This window comes from Plectonema cf. radiosum LEGE 06105 (assembly GCF_015207665.1).
Classification (GTDB): Bacteria; Cyanobacteriota; Cyanobacteriia; order Cyanobacteriales; family Nostocaceae; genus Rivularia; species Rivularia radiosa_A.
This window is the reverse complement of record NZ_JADEWL010000065.1, coordinates 1-16,232: the sequence shown is the minus strand read 5'-3', so window position 1 is coordinate 16,232 and position 16,232 is coordinate 1. Positions and strand designations below refer to the sequence as shown.

Here is a 16,232-nt window from a genome sequence, read left to right as displayed (position 1 = left end):
GAAATTATTCTCAACTTTGTAAAATTACTACATATGGGTAGAAGAGGGTTCTTGTATATATCGAATCCATTTTCTCCACCATAATTTACCCCCTCACCTGATTAACTAAAACCTGCGCTAAAACCTTTACAATCTCCCGTTGCGAAACATCTTCACCCCTTACCAACCCATGAACTCTACCAGTCAATACGGGAAACTCCGATTCAATTAAATCTTCTTGCGCTTCAATATCACTGCGAATAATCGCAACTATTCGCAACCCCAGCGATTCGCAAAACTCCTTCCATTCAGCTATTTCTTCTTCTTTCCCCGATAAAATTACAGCATGAGTTGCTTCTCGCATAATCGCACGATTTTCGTCGCTTCTTCTTCCTCCAATATCAATAATATTCAAGGGTGTATTTGCACTCCGTACCCAACCCGCAGCTTTAGTCGCAAATTCTGGGGTAAATTTCGCTTTATATTCATCTTTCAATCGTCTTGCTAATTCTAAATCTCTTCTTGCTGCTTCTGAAAACCATGCACCTTCACCATCGGGACAAGCGGTAATTACGTAAGGATAAGGTGCATTTTCAATCTTAGTAATTGCTTGCTTTAAACCTTCTCTCAAACAAGATTTTCCCGACTGTGGAGGACCGCAAATTATCACTTTTACCTTGATTTTATCCTTTTGCGGTTCGTCGGTTTCGATAATTTCCCCTATTTTATAGGCTGGAGTATGAGAAACTGCTGTAATAAAAGTCTTATAACCTGGTCTACCGATTTTTGGATCGAAAATTGCGATCGCGCTATATAAATGAGCTATCTTATGGGCTATTAAATAGCATACTGCTAAAGATGCAGGACCATCTATTTTCAGTAGCTTCCCCCCAGAAAACTCCCCCGATGCTATCATCTCATCTAAACGCACTGCTGCATCTCGGACAATTTGATCGCCATTTGCAGGTTTAGCAAACCCAACTTTTAAAATGTCGTCTTCAAGTTGAATATTATATGTATTCATGATCTTTTATTAGTGTCTACCCTAATAACTCATCAAGCAAATATCAATCTATTAAGTCTCCCAGATTATACTCAGGGTTGTGAGTGACACAAATCACAAATTTACCCAATTTTGGATCAAAAATTGCGATCGCACCGTAAAGATGGCAAAGTCTATGTGCTAAAACAAAAGCTACCGGAATAGATGCAGGACCAGTAATTTTCAGCAATTTCCCTCCCCGCAATTCCCCACCCACAGCCATTTCTTCCAATCTTGCTGCTGCATCCTTGACAATCTGGTCGTTGGATGCAGGTTCACCAAAACTAATTTTTAAAGTATCTTCTTTTAACTCAATATTGTAAGTAGCCATTTCAACTTTAGATTTCGGATTGCTTGTTAATTGATGGTTATATCATAAACTACATTGGAAGAGGGTAATTCCATAAGTTGTCAACTTTACCTGCTAAAAACCCTTGGTGGGAATGGAAACAACTGTATCCCATTGTTATTTGACACCATTTCCTAGCAAAACTATGTTTACTTCAAGATTTGTGAAACAAACTAGTAGTTCACCACATAAGTTATGAGGGGTAATCAATGTAAGATTGTAGGTTGGGCTGTTCGCGCAAGCGTTGCGAAGCAAAATGTAGTGGAGCCTCGGCACCCGCGTTGGGTTGCGCTATGTCCTGTCGGACAGGCTTCGCCAACGCTTAACCCAACCTACGAAGAGGTATTTTAACTCCTCAAAATTAATGTGGTGGAGTACTAGTAGTTCACCACATAAGTTATGAGGGGTTTGTTCGTCTACCGACGTGCTGTAGAGACGTTATACATAACGTCTCTAGACAATTTTGGGAAAAACTAACCATTCAAAATTAATGTGGTGGAGTACTAGTAGTCCACCACATTAATTATGCGGGGTAATTTATTCGTAGTGGGAGCGTCTCGCTCCCTGGTAACAACAAAACCCTTTAAGCGGCAATGAAAATTTATTTAATTAACGTATGATTAAAGTACTTTTGTATACTATTGTAAAAAATAAAAACCCGTTGTTTTTGCAAATAAATACTGATTTAATGCTTTTATTGGTCGCGGAAATTACCCCAAAGTTCAGAAATCTCTGTCTAATAAGAAAAGTCTTGACAAGACGAGTAAATTGCAGGTTTACCTATTTTTCAATTTGTCAGCCCTGTTGAGACGACTTCAGCTTTGAGACAGGAATTTTTAAGAAGATTGCGACAGCACAGAAAAATCTTCGCAGACTATTACCCCCGTTCATCAAACTTGGAAGATAATGCTTCCAACTTCGATTAATCTAGAGTTATCACAATTTAAGGTTTGAACAGTGGTTGAAGAAGTATTTCGGGATGTTCCGCAAGTGGAACTATTACAGTGGTTTGCACGGGGTTCTCTAAAACAAAATTTACTGCGTCCAATTCGTTTGTGGGTGTGGTTGCATACTTTATATGGTGAGTCCACACAACGACTAGCTTTAGATTTAGAAGAGGGATTTACATACGCACAATGGCGAGATTTATTTTTTACTTCTACCCATACTAAAGGGGAAGAGGTTCCCAAACACGATGATGTGAATTGTCCCTGTACCAAAACTACGGCAGACTGGTTATTTAATTCTAAAACCGGAATTGCAGAAGTTGAGTGGAAAAAATCTTTAATTTCTCACGCTGATATTAATGAATCAAAGTTAAATCAACTCTTAAAAGAGAATTTATTTGCTGTAACTCGTCGTTCCCTACAAGGAGATTTGCAAACTTTAGAAAAGTTGGGATGGCTGGTTTATAAAAATCATAAATATTACGCAATCTCTGAGTATCCTTTACGCCCTCTGAGCGTCACAGATGAAGCAAATAAAGTCAAATTTAATGTTTACGAACTCAACTTTCTCCATGAAGATTTAGTTGCGATCGCGCAAAACCATTCCCAAGAAATCAACGGAATACAAAGGTTTTTTGTTCATCTTGATTATGTAATTCCCAAAAGTACCATCGATTTGGTGGAAAACTGGCAATGGGAATTAAAGGAATTGTGGACAAAACCACCAATACCACCAATTAAGCTGAGATATTCTAGTGCCAAAATTGCAGATACCGTTGATTGTATCGTTTACCCAATATGCATTTACTATGTACAAAGAGCAGTTTATCTGTGTGGTTTTGGAGATAGCCCCAACCGTAATCATCATTGGTATAACTTCCGACTTGACCACGTTCAAGAAATAACATCTTTAGAATGGAAAAATCCGGCAATACCACAGCAATTACAACAGCACTATCATCAAAAAACTTTACCCAATCCTTCGGAAATAACCTTAAAAATGTCAGAAGCTTGGGGATTTGATTTTTATTTACCTTCACAATTAATGCTTTTGCGATTTGACCGGGATTTTGCTCAACGCTACGTTAAAGGTACGGAAAGACACGATACTTTTAAAGAAATAAGTTACCAACAAGCACGAAATTTAATTCGACAACAAATACAGCAACCCCAACAGCAAAAGCTACTTTTAGAAACCCTCTTAAATCGTTCCTCAAAAGATGCTTACTACAAAGCATTCATTCGATACAAAGATAAAACAGAACGCGACAACAACGTAATTATGCGTCTGCGAGCCTGGAGACCGAAGTGCGAAATTTTACTTCCCTTAGAACTAAGACAGGAAATGGCGCAAGAAGTTGACAATGAAGCCAAATTGTATTCTAATTTTTGAAATATTTTAACAAATGACTAAATTAACAAAAAAATTTGAACAAGCCTTAGTTTACGCTACCCAATTACACTGCGATCAAACCCGGAAAGTAGATAAAATTCCTTATATTTCTCATTTACTTTCAGTTTCAGCCTTAATATTAGAAGCCGGAGGTACCGAAGAAGAAGCTATTGCAGGATTACTTCATGATGCAGTAGAAGATCAAGGAGGTAAAGCAACTCGCGAAGAAATCCGTCAACAATTTGGTGAAACGATTGTCGAAATTGTCGATGGTTGTACAGAATCCGATATCACACCAAAACCACCGTGGAAGGAACGCAAAATTAAATATATTCAAAACATCCGCAATGCTTCCGATTCTGTAAAATTAGTATCTCTCGCAGATAAATTACACAATGCTAGAAGTCTCTTAATCGGGTATAGGAATCAAGGAGATAAATTATGGGATTATTTCAGCAGTACTAAAGAAGATAAATTATGGTTTTATGGAGAATTGCTTAAGATTTATAAGCAAAACAATGTTAATTTTATGACCGTTGAATTAGAGCAGATTCTCAAAGAACTTAGCTTCTAATATTTTAGTTTGAACCGACCCTCTAAGAGCGTGTTTATAAATAAAATAACGTGAATTCGACGAATAGCTGTACTAAGTCGGGTTTTTATGATGATTGTCTGTTACAACCCAGATTTATCTTAAAAACCCGACTTCTAACCCCACGAATAATCGAGTCACCTTTAACATATAGACCTTTAACCTTTAACCTCTAACCTCTAACCTTTATTATGCAACTCTTTTCCCTTGACAAACAGTTGAAGTCAAACGTGGTACTATTCCATCATCGTGGACTGTAATAAAATCGGCGCGTTTACCAATTTCTAAACTACCCCTATCATGAAATAAATTAATTGCTTTTGCAGGATTGCTATTAACTAAACCCATGGTTTGATAAATAGGTTTACCAGTTTTATTCGCAATAATAAAGATTGATTGCAGCAAACTTTGAGGTACGTAATCAGAAGAAATCACGTCTACTAAATCTTGTAAAATCAATTCCATTGCAGAAATATTACCCGAATGAGAACCACCCAAAACCAAATTCGGCGCACCCATTAAAACTTGCAAACCTGCATCATGAGAAGCCTTCGCTGCCTCCAAAGTCGTGGGGAACTCTGCAATTAGAGCTTTATTTTCAATCGCTTCTTGTACGTGTTCGATAGTTGCATCATCGTGAGTTGCAAGAGTTATACCTTTAGCATGACTCAAAGCAACCAATGCTCGACGGTTTTTCGATGCGTATTTTTTCTGTTCCTGCTGACGGAATTCAATAAACTCTTCCATTTGCGCTGAGGTTATTCCATGCTTCCCCATGTAATATTCCTTAAACTTATCAATCCGCACAAACTGACGCTGACCGGGTGTATGATCCATTAAAGAAATAAGTGATAACAAAGGATTATCAGCATATCTTTCCGTCACTTCATAAACTTTATCAAAAGATAACTCACAACGCAGATGGAGCAAATGTTCTACAGCAAAACGTCCCGTTGCTTGACCTTGACAAATCACATCAATCATCGGTGAAAATTCAGTCAAGCGAGGTGAACCAGCAGCAGCATCACCGATCGCGATCGCATCACATACAGTAGTCACCCCAGCACTTGCTAAATCCCGATCATGATAAACCGCAGCCGCTTCGAGAGGCCACTTAATACCCGGACGAGGAGACATACATTTTTCTAGATTATCAGTATGTAACTCAATCAATCCAGGCATGAGATAATCTCCCCTACCATTGTGTCCTTGTGAGGAGATTCCCGGTTGAATATCGCGAATGATACCGTTTTTTACAATAAGCGTTCCCAAAACTTCTTCATTTGGGAGTTGCAGCCGATAGTTAGTGTAAATTTGTTCCATCAGATAATTTTGGATTTTGGATTTTAGATTTTGGATTGTATATCGGACATTAGAGGTTAAAGGTTAGAGGTTAAAGGTTAGAGGTTAGAGGTTCAAGGTTAGAGGTTAAAGGTTAAAGGTGAAAAATTCCTAACTCCTCACTCCTAACTCCCGTACAGACGTAGCACTGCTACGTCTCTACAATTCCTAACTCGCGATCGCAAAGTTGGGAACGAACTTCCTCGTCATGAAAAATCCCCACCATGGCACAACCATTTTGTTTACGTTCTTGTAAAAGTTGAATAACCACTTGACTATTACTAGCATCTAAGGCCGAAGTTGGTTCATCTAATAATAAAATTGGATAATCTACCGCAAGTGCGCGAGCGATGTTAACACGTTGCTTTTCACCTCCCGAAAAAGTGGTTGGAGAAAGATTCCACAAACGTTGAGGTAAATTTAGCCGAGTAAATAATTCAGATATTTTTTCGTAAGCAACTTTTTTATCTACTCCCAATTCTAACAAAGGTTCAATAGCCACATCGATAGCTGGAACCCTAGGAATTACTCTTAAAAATTGACTAACATATCCAATAGTTTTCTGACGTACTGTTAGTAATTCATAAGATTTAAGCTGACACAAATCAACCCATTCCCCTTCATGCTTCACCCAAACAGCACCACTATCAACTCGATAATTAGCATATAGACAGCGCATAAAAGTTGATTTTCCCGTCCCTGATTCACCAGCTAAAGCAATACATTCACCCGCTTTTAAGTTAAAGGACATATTTTCAATAACCGGCAAATTAATTCCACCTTGATTGTGAAGGGTAAAGCTTTTACTGAGATTTTCTGCCTGCAAAACTACATTATGTGGAATGTTAGTTGTTGGTTGTTTGTTGTTAGTTGACACTAAATTTTGTGTAATCATATATAGGAGTTAGTACCACCGGAGTTGTTGTAGAGACGTAGCACTGCTACGTCTGTACGGGAGTTATGAGTTAGGAGTTAGTACCACCGGAGTTGTTGTAGAGACGTAGCACTGCTACGTCTGTACGGGAGTTATGAGTTATGAATTTTTAACCTTTGACCTTTAACCTTTAATTACGGTGTTAACGCTGCACTAACTAAAAGCTGCGTATAAGGATGCTGTGGATCATCAAGTACCTGATCGGTTAAACCCGATTCCACAACTCGTCCTTTCTGCATCACTAACAAGCGATGGGCTAACAAACGGACAACACCGATATCGTGAGTTACTAAAATTACGCTCAAACCAAAAGAACGAACTAGCGATCGCAACAAATCCAATAGCTTTGCTTGCACTGATACGTCTAAACCTCCGGTGGGTTCGTCCATCAAAATTAACCGAGGTCGTGAAACTAACACACGAGCTAATTGCAACCTCTGCTGCATTCCTCCGGAAAAGGTCGTAGGTAAATCATCTATCCGCACTGGGTCAATTTCAACTTCCTGCAACCAATGTGCTGCTTCTTCACGAATGTTACCGTAATGTCGCACCCCAACATCCAGCAAACGCTCACCGATATTTGCTCCAGCACTCACGTTCATCCGCAAACCATCGCGGGGATTTTGCCGCACAAAACCCCATTCGGTTCGCATCAAAGCGCGGCGTTTCGGCTCGGCAATACGGAAAACTTCTAAGCCATTACCACTACTATTAATATAAGTAACATCACCATGCTCAATAGGTAAATTACCGGCAATTGCACTTAACAAAGTAGACTTACCGGAACCAGATTCCCCAACAATTCCCAGAACTTGACCGGGAAAAAGTTCAAAAGAAATATCATTGCAAGCCTGAATATGACCGTAAAATTTATTAAGTTGATTGACTTTTAAAAGAGGTTTCATTAATTAAGTGATAGTGGTTAGTAGTTAATTGATAGTTGATAGTGGTTGGTTGTTAAAGTTCAAGTTAGAAGTTAATATCTTTCTTTGTTTTCCCATTTCCAAAAATTCTATGCTGATTACAATAATCTGTATCAGAACATATCCACATTTTTCCACCTTTGTTATCAATTAATACTTCATCTAAATAACTTTCTTTTGAACCACAAAATTCACAAGCTCTATCCCATTTCTCAACTGTAAAAGGATAATCTTCAAAATCCAGACTTTTAACCTTTGTATAAGGAGGAATTGCATAAATACGCTTTTCTCTTCCTGCACCAAATAATTGAAGTGCGGGGTTCATATGCATTTTAGGATTATCAAAACGGGGAATCGGACTCGGACTCGTTAAATAACGGTTATGTACCATCACCGGATAGTCGTAGGAAGTAGATATATGACCATAATTAGTGATGTCTTCATAAAGCTTGACGTACATCGAACCGTAATCTTCCAAAGCGTGCATTTTACAAGTTTCAACTTCCGAAGCTTCTAACCAGCGTAAAGGTTCCGGAGTCGGTACTTGATAAATAATAATCTGTCCTGGTTTCAATGGAGTTTCAGGGATGCGATGACGAGTTTGAATTAAAGTTGCATTACTAGTTTTTTCAGTTGTTTCTACCCCGCAAACTTGCTTAAAAAATCGGCGAATATTAACCGCATTTGTTGTATCATCTGCACCTTGGTCGATTACTTTTAGTACATCATTTTTCCCAATTATCGAAGCCGTAATTTGTATTCCACCTGTCCCCCAACCATAAGACATCGGCATTTCACGAGAAGAGAAGGGTATTTGATGTCCTGGAATTGCAACAGCTTTCAGTAAAGCACGACGAATAGAACGTTTAGTTTGCTCATCTAAATAAGCAAAATTAAAACCACCTTCACAATCTGATTTTTGTTGATAATCTGCCATACATTATAAGAGTTATGAGTTTTGAGTTTTGAGTTATGAGTTTTGAGTTACTCCTATCCCGCTAGAAAATTACCTATTTCTCTTTATCTCTTTGCTTTGCGTTCTCTGTGTCTCTGCGGTTTTTTTTTCGGTAATCTTTTAACGGGAAGGGAGTAGGAGTTATGAGTTATGAGTTTTGAGTTTTGAGTTTTGAATTTTGAGTTAAGATGCAAACCTATTAAGAATACTTTGCAACTTCTTTCCCTTGAATATAAACTGATGCAATTGATGATGGTAAAGGATTATTAGGATGAATTAAAAGAAAATCGGCATCAAATCCGGGGGCAATTTTACCTTTTTGTTTACCAAGTCCAATTGCTGCTGCGGGGCGACTGGAAATTAGCTCCCATGCCCGTTCTAAGGACATTAAACCGGACGAATGTAATTTAAATGGAGCATGAAATAGAGAAGGGTAATGATAATCGGAACAAAGACAATCTAGTACATCATTTTTGACTGCTTCCACAACACTCATCCAACCGATATGAGAACCACCTTGGATTAAATTCGGCGCACCCATTAGTACTGCCGCACCAAATTTACGTTCTTCAGCAGCTAAATCAACATTAGCAGGAAATTCGGCGATCGCCATTCTCCGACGATGACTTAATGCAACTTTTTCTTGAGAGTCGTCATCGTGAGAAGCGACGGGAATACGGTAAATATGCGCTAGTTCAACCAGTTGTTCTACTTGTAAACTTCCTTCTTGTCGATGTTCTTGAAGCTCGGTGAGCATTTCTACAATTTCCTGATTTGATAGCGTCACTCGTTGACGCAAACTACTAATATGTCTCCTCCATTTATATCTATCTTCTAAAGGAGGTAAATGGTCATTTATTGATAAAAAATGAATGCGTTTTTGCTCCAACCACCTACACAATTCTTCATGTCCTTTTGTGTTTGTCAGTTCGTGTCGGATATGAATTAGATGATTACAGCGTAAAAGAGATTGTCCTTCTCCCCAGATAAAATCAATTAAATTTCTTGCTGTTTCTCGACTCCGTAAACCGGGTTCGTAGGAATCGGTAATCGCACAAAAATAAGTTGTAATACCTGCTGCTAATAAATTGCGGTCATTTTCAACCATCGCGATCGCTAAAGGAATATTGACATCAGGACGAGGACAAATCATCCTTTCAAAAGCATCACCATGTAAATCAACAATACCCGGAAACATCCGCAATCCTTGAGCTTTGATTTGTTGGTATCCATCTGTATCAGCAGTCCGTTTGACACTCACAAAACGTCCATCTTCAATCAGAACTGTGGTAGTTTTTTCCCAACCTGATGGTGTCAGTACGTCCGCACCTTCGATAGCTATTTTTGTGGTTTTTTTTAATCTGGGAGATTCTTTTATTTGTTGCTGTAATGTCACGAATTATACCATTTATCATGTGAAATTTTGCATGAAGTATACGGGCAAATATTATTACGTATTTATGTATATTATTTTTTTGATCAAGTAATATGATTCAAACCTGAAATCATTTTGCTGATTCCATAGTTGATCAAATATTTTCCGAAATATCCATGTTTTTTGTAACCTGGGACTCTTGACAAACAGAATCTTTTTCAGAGAATTTATCGATAATATCTTTATCTTGTTTATTATTCGATGCATCCTGACGCATTTTTCGCACCAGATTCAACTCTGCTTGAAAATCGATATAATGGGGTAATTTTAAATGTTGTACAAAACCTTGAGCTTCAACATTGTCAGAGTGAGACATCACAAATTCTATATCTTGAGCCGGACTTTCTACCGTTTCATCTAACTCAGAAGCCCGCATCGCTCTATCTATAAGAGCCATCGACATTGCTTTGCGTTCGTTATAGCCAAAAGTTAATCCATAACCACAAGTAAATTGCGCCGGAATATCCTTGCTACCTTTAAACTGATTTACCATCTGCACCTCAGTAACAGTAATTTCTCCTATAACCACATCAAAACCCAACTCCGGAGGACAAATTACCACCTCGACTTCCCCCATGCGAATCTCTCCAGCAAAAGGATGATTTCTTCCATAACCCCGTTGAGTAGAATAAGCTAAAGACAGTAAAAAACCCTCATCAGCACGAGCCAAATTTTGCAATCGCGCATCACGAGAAGCCGGGAAAGTCAGCGGTTCACGAGTAATGTCGTAAGGTGTGGGAAAATTGGATATTGGGGAATTGGTAATTGGTAATTGGTAATTGGGAATTGATTTATTTTCTCCCATCCCCTTGTCTCTTTGTCCTTTAATCTCCCCATCCTCAATCAATCCTTCTTGATTCAAAGTATCAACAACTCTGGATATCGATTCGGAATTGATTTCTCCTAACGGTGCAGTCGGAACCTCCCCTTCTGCCATTAATTTAAAATCTAGTAAACGATGGACATAATCAAAAGTTGGTCCCAAACATTGTCCTCCGGGTACATCTTTGAAAATGGCACTAATCCGCCGTCGAACCCGCATTTTTTCAGTATCTATCGGTTCGCTGTAATATAACCGAGCAAGAGTAGTACGATATGCTCGTAATAAAAATATTGCTTCTACTAAATCTCCCCAAGATTGTTTAATCGCAAGGGCTGCAAGTTCTTCGTCATACAAGCTACCTTCTGTCATCACCCGATTAACAGCCAAAGCCAACTGTTGTTGAATTTGCTCTAAACTCAATTCTTGTACATCAGTATCACCACGACGCAAAAATTTAAGCAGTGCTTCAGCATTTTCAATTGCTTTTTCACCCCCCTTGACAGCAACATAAGGCATAAATTTGCTCCAGTTTTCAATATGGTTGACAGTTGACAGTGGACAGTTAATTTGTTCCAAAGGTCTCCACATCCCCTTGTCTCCCCATCTGATTCCACCCACTCCAAGACTCGATTCCAAGCCCACCATGGGTCTCTATCTCCGTATTCTTCCTGACACTGTTTACTACTTAAATAACCAACATGACCACCATATTGAGTAAGTATTAAGTCTATTGCTGGATTTTCGGCGCAGGCTGCTTGTAACTCTGGGATGATGGTTGGTGCAAAAAAGGGGTCGTCTGCGGCGTAGATGATTAAAGTTGGTTTGCTAAGGTTAGGAAGAAGAGGTAAAGCGCTGCTTGCTTGATAGTAAGCTTCGACTGAGGGAAAACCTAACTTTTCTATGACTAATTCGTTGTCAAATCCCCATATGCTGTTTGCTCTTTCGATTGCATCTGGGTCTAAATTTCCTGGATGATGATTGTGAATTTCCCATGCTAGTTTTTTCAATCTCTTAGCAATTCTCGCTTCTAAAAATCTGCCTACCGGATAACTAGTCAAATACTTAAGGGAAGGATTGGAATCTAAACTGGGACAAATTACCGCACCACCACCGATATCCCTCTCTTTTATTGCTATTTCCTCAGTTTGGGTTAATTCTACAGCTGCTTTAACTGCCCATAACGCCAATTGTCCTCCTAAAGAGAATCCTGTAAACCAAAATTTCGGGGGACATCCCATTGATAAAGCTGCTGCTGCGATGCGAACAAAATCTTCCCCTTCATACAACCCATCACTGGTTAAGGTTGGGGATAATTCTGCTGTTTTACCATGAGCGCGCCAATCAAACAATATTACCGCATACCCTTGAGCGTAGGCTTTACGCCCCAAAATATTGAGAAACCATTCCTCTTCTAAATCGCCAATAATGCCGTAGGTGCCTATAATAGTGCCACGAGGATTTTCCGGAATAGCTACCAGTCCGAACAGAGGTACTCCTTGTGCGCCTGTAAATACTTGCTCTTGATAACTAGGCTCTGGTAAGTTGAGAGCAGTTTGCCAATTCTTTTTTCCCCACAAAGCTGCACCGACGGTCATTAACACGCCGTTTCGTAAAAACCAGGGTGGATTGTAGGTTGTAATACACATTGTATAAGATATTCTGTCTGGTTTGTAGTTTTTTTTAGAATATTTTAATTTTAAGCTTTATGTTATATTTAATTTTTTTTTTATAATCATTAAAGCAATCTTTGTATTTCCCAAAGATTTTTAACTTTCCTTAATACACAGTAACAATTATTTCATAATGCCGAGAATTCTTGTCATAGATGACGATCCAGCAATTTCCGAGTTGGTAGCCGTTAATTTAGAAATGGCTGGTTACGATGTCAGTCAAGCTGAAGATGGTATCAAAGGTCAAGCGCTAGCACTACAATTGCAGCCAGACTTAATTATGTTGGATTTGATGTTACCGAAGGTTGATGGATTTACCGTATGTCAACGCTTGCGTCGAGATGAGCGTACTTCTGATATTCCGGTATTGATGTTAACCGCTTTGAGTCAAACTCAGGATAAAGTTGAAGGTTTTAATGCAGGTGCGGATGATTATTTAACTAAGCCTTTTGAAGTAGAGGAAATGTTGGCTCGGGTGCGTGCTTTACTCCGACGTACCGATCGCATTCCTCAAGCAGCAAAGCACAGCGAAATTCTCAATTACGGTTCGCTGACTTTAGTTCCGGAAAGATTTGAAGCAATATGGTTCACTCAAACTGTCAAGTTAACTCACTTGGAATTTGAATTACTTCATTGTTTGCTACAACGTCACGGACAAACGGTTTCTCCCAGCGAAATACTTCGAGAAGTTTGGGGTTACGATCCAGATGATGATATTGAAACCATTCGTGTACATATCCGTCACTTGAGAACCAAACTAGAACCAGATCCGCGTCATCCCCGCTATATCAAAACTGTATATGGTGCTGGATATTGCTTGGAATTACCGAGTAATCCTCCATCAAATGAGGAATTATCAACTACCGAAGTTGGAAGAGGCTGAATCTAAACCTTAGTTTATAGATTAGTTTTTGAAATTAATTAATTGATTGATTACAAATCCCATGTAAAGTTATTTGAGAGTAAAACTTGGGAAAAATTTTTCTATGGCAATTTTAGATTTTAGATTTTAGATTTTAATTACCAATTACCAATTACCAATTACCAATTACCAATTACCAATTACCAATTACCAATTACCCATTACCCATTACCAATTACCCATTACCCATTACCAATTACCCATTACCAATTACCAATTACCAATTACCAATTACCCTTAGAAGTTATGGGGAAAAATTCCAACCGATATCTATATAAAGCTACTGGTTTATTAGCTGCTTTAAAGTAATCTGGGTCTTGAGATGAAAGATATACAGCAGTAACTTGATCTGCTTCAATTACTGGATTTGATGTAGATTGTGTAAATAATCTTTTATATGACGTAGTTGATTCTACTGAATTGAGATAAGGACGTGAACCACCTTTAAATAACTGTTGAAATACTTCTGTTGTAATAAATTTACCGTCGGCGGTGGTTTCCGTAGCACGGTTTTTAACAATAGAAACTAATTGACGCTCTCCCCGCAAAAATGTAATCTGACGGTTAGGAGAATTAGGATCTAATTTTACTGCTTTAACTACATCATCACCTAAAACAGCTTGCGCTAAGTTCAAACTGTTGTATGCTCTATCGGCAATAACTTTTTTCTTTTCTGCTTTTTGATTGACCAATGGATTTATAAATCTGACTTGAAAATTAACTGGTCGATCAAGAAACTGACGATTACTTTCAAACCCCGGTGTGACAATATCCGGTGCTAAAGGTGCAACTAAATCGAGCATAGTACTTTTTACTAACCATTCCCCCTTCATCCATTCGGGATATGTCAAGTCTCCTGCCGCAGATTTTACCAAAGTTAATTTCTCCCACTGCGGAAAATTTTTTAATCGTCGATTTAATTCCCCTGCCTTAGCGTTACCGTTATCGGTACAGAACACTAATAATAAAATCAAGCAAAAAGTCCAAATCAGCTTCATAGTAAGTTTTTTTAGTTTATATTACGAAATATTAATTATTCTTTGATTGATAGCTCATTCAATCAAACGTAATGTTGCAATTTATTCATCAAAGTTAACTTTAGCAGAAAGAATCTCAACATAAACATGGCTTTATCTAGAGGTAATGAAATAAACAATAATAATTGAAAAAACTTGCGTAAATTTTCTAGATAAAATCATCAATGTTTATGGGCTTTTTGGTCATATTACAGCAAAATAATCAGCGTTTATGCCAGAATTTTTCAATATAATAGTTGAAATAAGTCAATGGTTATACATTGTATATTGATACTTAATAGAACTAGAAAAAAGCTATAATTTACGTACTAACACGTATGAGTATCTCTTAGGTAAAATTACATTGAACTTTTTTTACGGAAATATTGGCTGTAAAGCGATTAGTATACTGTTGAAGCGATAGTTAAGCGCAATCAGCACAAGCTAAAAACTCAATGGTAATAAAAATTACATAGCAAAGAAATGTAATTTAGGGTGCATCTTAATACAAAAAATACAAATTATTCAAAATATTTAAACTTATGACTCTCAGTAGTTCTTTTACAGATTTTTCCCTAGCTGAGTTATTCCAACTTATCGAGCAAGGACGCAAATCTGGTTGTTTAAATGTATGTACTTTGCCCGATATTAATTCTCCTCAATCTAAAGCTAAATACTTTTATATTTGGTTCAGAAATGGTCGTGTAGTCGCCGCAGCACATCGTTTAAATGGTAGAGGTTTAGTTGCAAAAATTGCCCAGAGAAATTGGACAGAACCGCAGATTTTAGAAAATATTTATAGTAATACATCTACAACTACACCTTTTGGTTTGCAGTTAAAAACTCAAGAGGTTTTAAGTGCAGAACAATTAAACTTATTATTTGCTAATCAATTACAGCAAGTTCGTCAATTATTTGAAATTCAAAAAGGTGTATTTAAACTCGATTGTAAAGCCAGTTTACCGATGACTGAGATGACAGGATTAAGTTTGAAAGCCACAGAAGTAACTTTAATGGCTTTAAGAGTGTTGAAAAATTGGCAAGTGTTGGAAGCAGCGCTACCGAATGTAGAATCTGGTATACGAAATATTAGTCAAAGTAAACCACAACTGCGCTTGAATGCTTTTGAATGGCAAATCTGGGAATTTGCGAGTGGTGATATTTCCATAAAAGATATTGCGGTTCAACTTCATCAACCAGCTATTAAAATTCAGCAAGCGGCTTTTCGATTAATGCTTGTAGGTTTGATAGAAGAAGTACCCCAAGTAACATCAAATTCCCATTCATACAATTATGATATGGATTTAACTTGGGTAAATAAATATGGTTCGCGAGCTGCTAAAAAGCATCAAGAATCACAAACACCCCAAGTCAGCAGTTCGTTGCTGCAAAATCTTGTTGGGTATTTAAGGAGCAAAGCTTAATGACATCAGAAATTCTTCGTATTGTAGTTACAGGAGGTGTAGGAGCGGGAAAAACTACATTTATTCGGACAATTAGTGAAATTGATGTTGTTGACACCGACAAAAGAGCAACCGATGAGTTAGCCGAATTAAAGGAAAAAACTACAGTCGCTTTAGACTTTGGTAAATTAACGATCGCGTCCAATCAATCATTACATTTATACGGAACTCCCGGACAAAGCCGATTCGATTTTATGTGGGACATTTTGATTGAAAAAGCCCACGCTTATATTCTTTTAGTAGATGCACATCGTCCTAATCAATTTCGTTACGCACGTAAAATTCTCAACTACATGAACCATCATGCATCAATTCCGGCGACAATCGGTATAACCCATACGGATTGCCTCGATGCGTGGCAAATCGAAGATGTAGCTTTGGCTTTGGGACTCTCAGATGAAGCCAATCCACTCCCCATAATGGCTGTCAACCCCAACGAACGTGAATC

The 16,232-nt window shown here is 38.1% G+C and carries 15 protein-coding genes and 1 pseudogene; 6 read left to right on the top strand and 10 right to left on the bottom strand.

Annotation, left to right across the window (positions count from 1 at the left end; all coding sequences use genetic code 11):
* Window positions 1-85 precede the first annotated feature (85 nt).
* Together IQ247_RS18400 and IQ247_RS18395 are read right to left on the bottom strand one after the other, a co-directional pair.
* Entirely contained in the window at window positions 86-1,003 is a 918-nt protein-coding gene (locus IQ247_RS18400) for a CRISPR-associated protein Csx3 (RefSeq protein ID WP_193922541.1), read from the bottom strand.
* Window positions 1,004-1,046: 43 nt separating this feature from the next.
* Entirely contained in the window at window positions 1,047-1,352 is a 306-nt protein-coding gene (locus tag IQ247_RS18395; protein ID WP_193922540.1) for a CRISPR-associated protein Csx3, read from the bottom strand.
* Window positions 1,353-2,327: 975 nt separating this feature from the next.
* Here IQ247_RS18395 and IQ247_RS18390 point away from each other — a divergent pair.
* A complete protein-coding gene (locus tag IQ247_RS18390) occupies window positions 2,328-3,710 on the top strand; it encodes a TIGR03985 family CRISPR-associated protein (RefSeq protein ID WP_193922539.1) in 1,383 nt (460 codons plus the stop codon).
* A 13-nt stretch (window positions 3,711-3,723) separates the two neighbouring features.
* Window positions 3,724-4,284, top strand: a complete 561-nt coding sequence (locus IQ247_RS18385) for an HD domain-containing protein (protein WP_193922538.1) — start codon at window positions 3,724-3,726, stop codon at window positions 4,282-4,284.
* A gap of 207 nt (window positions 4,285-4,491) precedes the next feature.
* Here the strand turns inward: IQ247_RS18385 and phnM are convergent, their stop codons facing one another.
* The 7 genes and pseudogenes from phnM to IQ247_RS18350 all read right to left on the bottom strand — a co-directional run.
* The gene (gene phnM / locus IQ247_RS18380) at window positions 4,492-5,625 is read right to left on the bottom strand and encodes a phosphonate metabolism protein PhnM (protein ID WP_228059847.1); all 1,134 of its coding nucleotides are present in this window, start codon (window positions 5,623-5,625) and stop codon (window positions 4,492-4,494) included.
* A gap of 169 nt (window positions 5,626-5,794) precedes the next feature.
* The gene (gene phnL, locus IQ247_RS18375) at window positions 5,795-6,538 is read right to left on the bottom strand and encodes a phosphonate C-P lyase system protein PhnL (protein ID WP_193922537.1); all 744 of its coding nucleotides are present in this window, start codon (window positions 6,536-6,538) and stop codon (window positions 5,795-5,797) included.
* A gap of 173 nt (window positions 6,539-6,711) precedes the next feature.
* Window positions 6,712-7,482 (bottom strand): phosphonate C-P lyase system protein PhnK, encoded by a 771-nt coding sequence (phnK, locus tag IQ247_RS18370; protein WP_193922536.1) that lies wholly within the window; start codon window positions 7,480-7,482, stop codon window positions 6,712-6,714.
* A 64-nt stretch (window positions 7,483-7,546) separates the two neighbouring features.
* Entirely contained in the window at window positions 7,547-8,437 is an 891-nt protein-coding gene (locus IQ247_RS18365; protein WP_193922535.1) for an alpha-D-ribose 1-methylphosphonate 5-phosphate C-P-lyase PhnJ, read from the bottom strand.
* Between the two features lie 217 nt (window positions 8,438-8,654).
* Complete coding sequence (locus tag IQ247_RS18360) at window positions 8,655-9,851, bottom strand: alpha-D-ribose 1-methylphosphonate 5-triphosphate diphosphatase (protein ID WP_193922534.1); 1,197 nt, start codon at window positions 9,849-9,851, stop codon at window positions 8,655-8,657.
* 133 nt (window positions 9,852-9,984) lie between these two features.
* Window positions 9,985-11,229, bottom strand: coding sequence for a carbon-phosphorus lyase complex subunit (locus tag IQ247_RS18355; protein ID WP_193922533.1), 1,245 nt, complete (start codon window positions 11,227-11,229; stop codon window positions 9,985-9,987).
* A gap of 89 nt (window positions 11,230-11,318) precedes the next feature.
* A pseudogene (locus IQ247_RS18350) lies at window positions 11,319-12,359 on the bottom strand (YheT family hydrolase); the annotation flags it as partial.
* Window positions 12,360-12,516: 157 nt separating this feature from the next.
* On the opposite strand from IQ247_RS18350, the gene rpaA reads away from it, so the two are divergent.
* Window positions 12,517-13,266, top strand: a complete 750-nt coding sequence (rpaA, locus tag IQ247_RS18345) for a two component system response regulator RpaA (RefSeq protein ID WP_193922530.1) — start codon at window positions 12,517-12,519, stop codon at window positions 13,264-13,266.
* Window positions 13,267-13,396: 130 nt separating this feature from the next.
* Entirely contained in the window at window positions 13,397-13,546 is a 150-nt protein-coding gene (locus IQ247_RS33420) for a hypothetical protein (RefSeq protein ID WP_322745525.1), read from the top strand.
* Here IQ247_RS33420 and IQ247_RS18340 read toward each other — a convergent pair.
* A complete protein-coding gene (locus tag IQ247_RS18340; RefSeq protein WP_193922529.1) occupies window positions 13,530-14,303 on the bottom strand; it encodes a DUF6816 family protein in 774 nt (257 codons plus the stop codon). The genes IQ247_RS33420 and IQ247_RS18340 overlap by 17 nt on opposite strands.
* 560 nt (window positions 14,304-14,863) lie before the next feature.
* On the opposite strand from IQ247_RS18340, the gene IQ247_RS18335 reads away from it, so the two are divergent.
* Both IQ247_RS18335 and IQ247_RS18330 read left to right on the top strand, forming a co-directional pair.
* The gene (locus IQ247_RS18335) at window positions 14,864-15,745 is read left to right on the top strand and encodes a DUF4388 domain-containing protein (RefSeq protein WP_193922528.1); all 882 of its coding nucleotides are present in this window, start codon (window positions 14,864-14,866) and stop codon (window positions 15,743-15,745) included.
* Window positions 15,745-16,232, top strand: a 488-nt coding sequence (locus IQ247_RS18330; protein ID WP_193922527.1) for a GTP-binding protein, incomplete at its 3' end; no start/stop codon positions are given. The genes IQ247_RS18335 and IQ247_RS18330, both read left to right, overlap by 1 nt.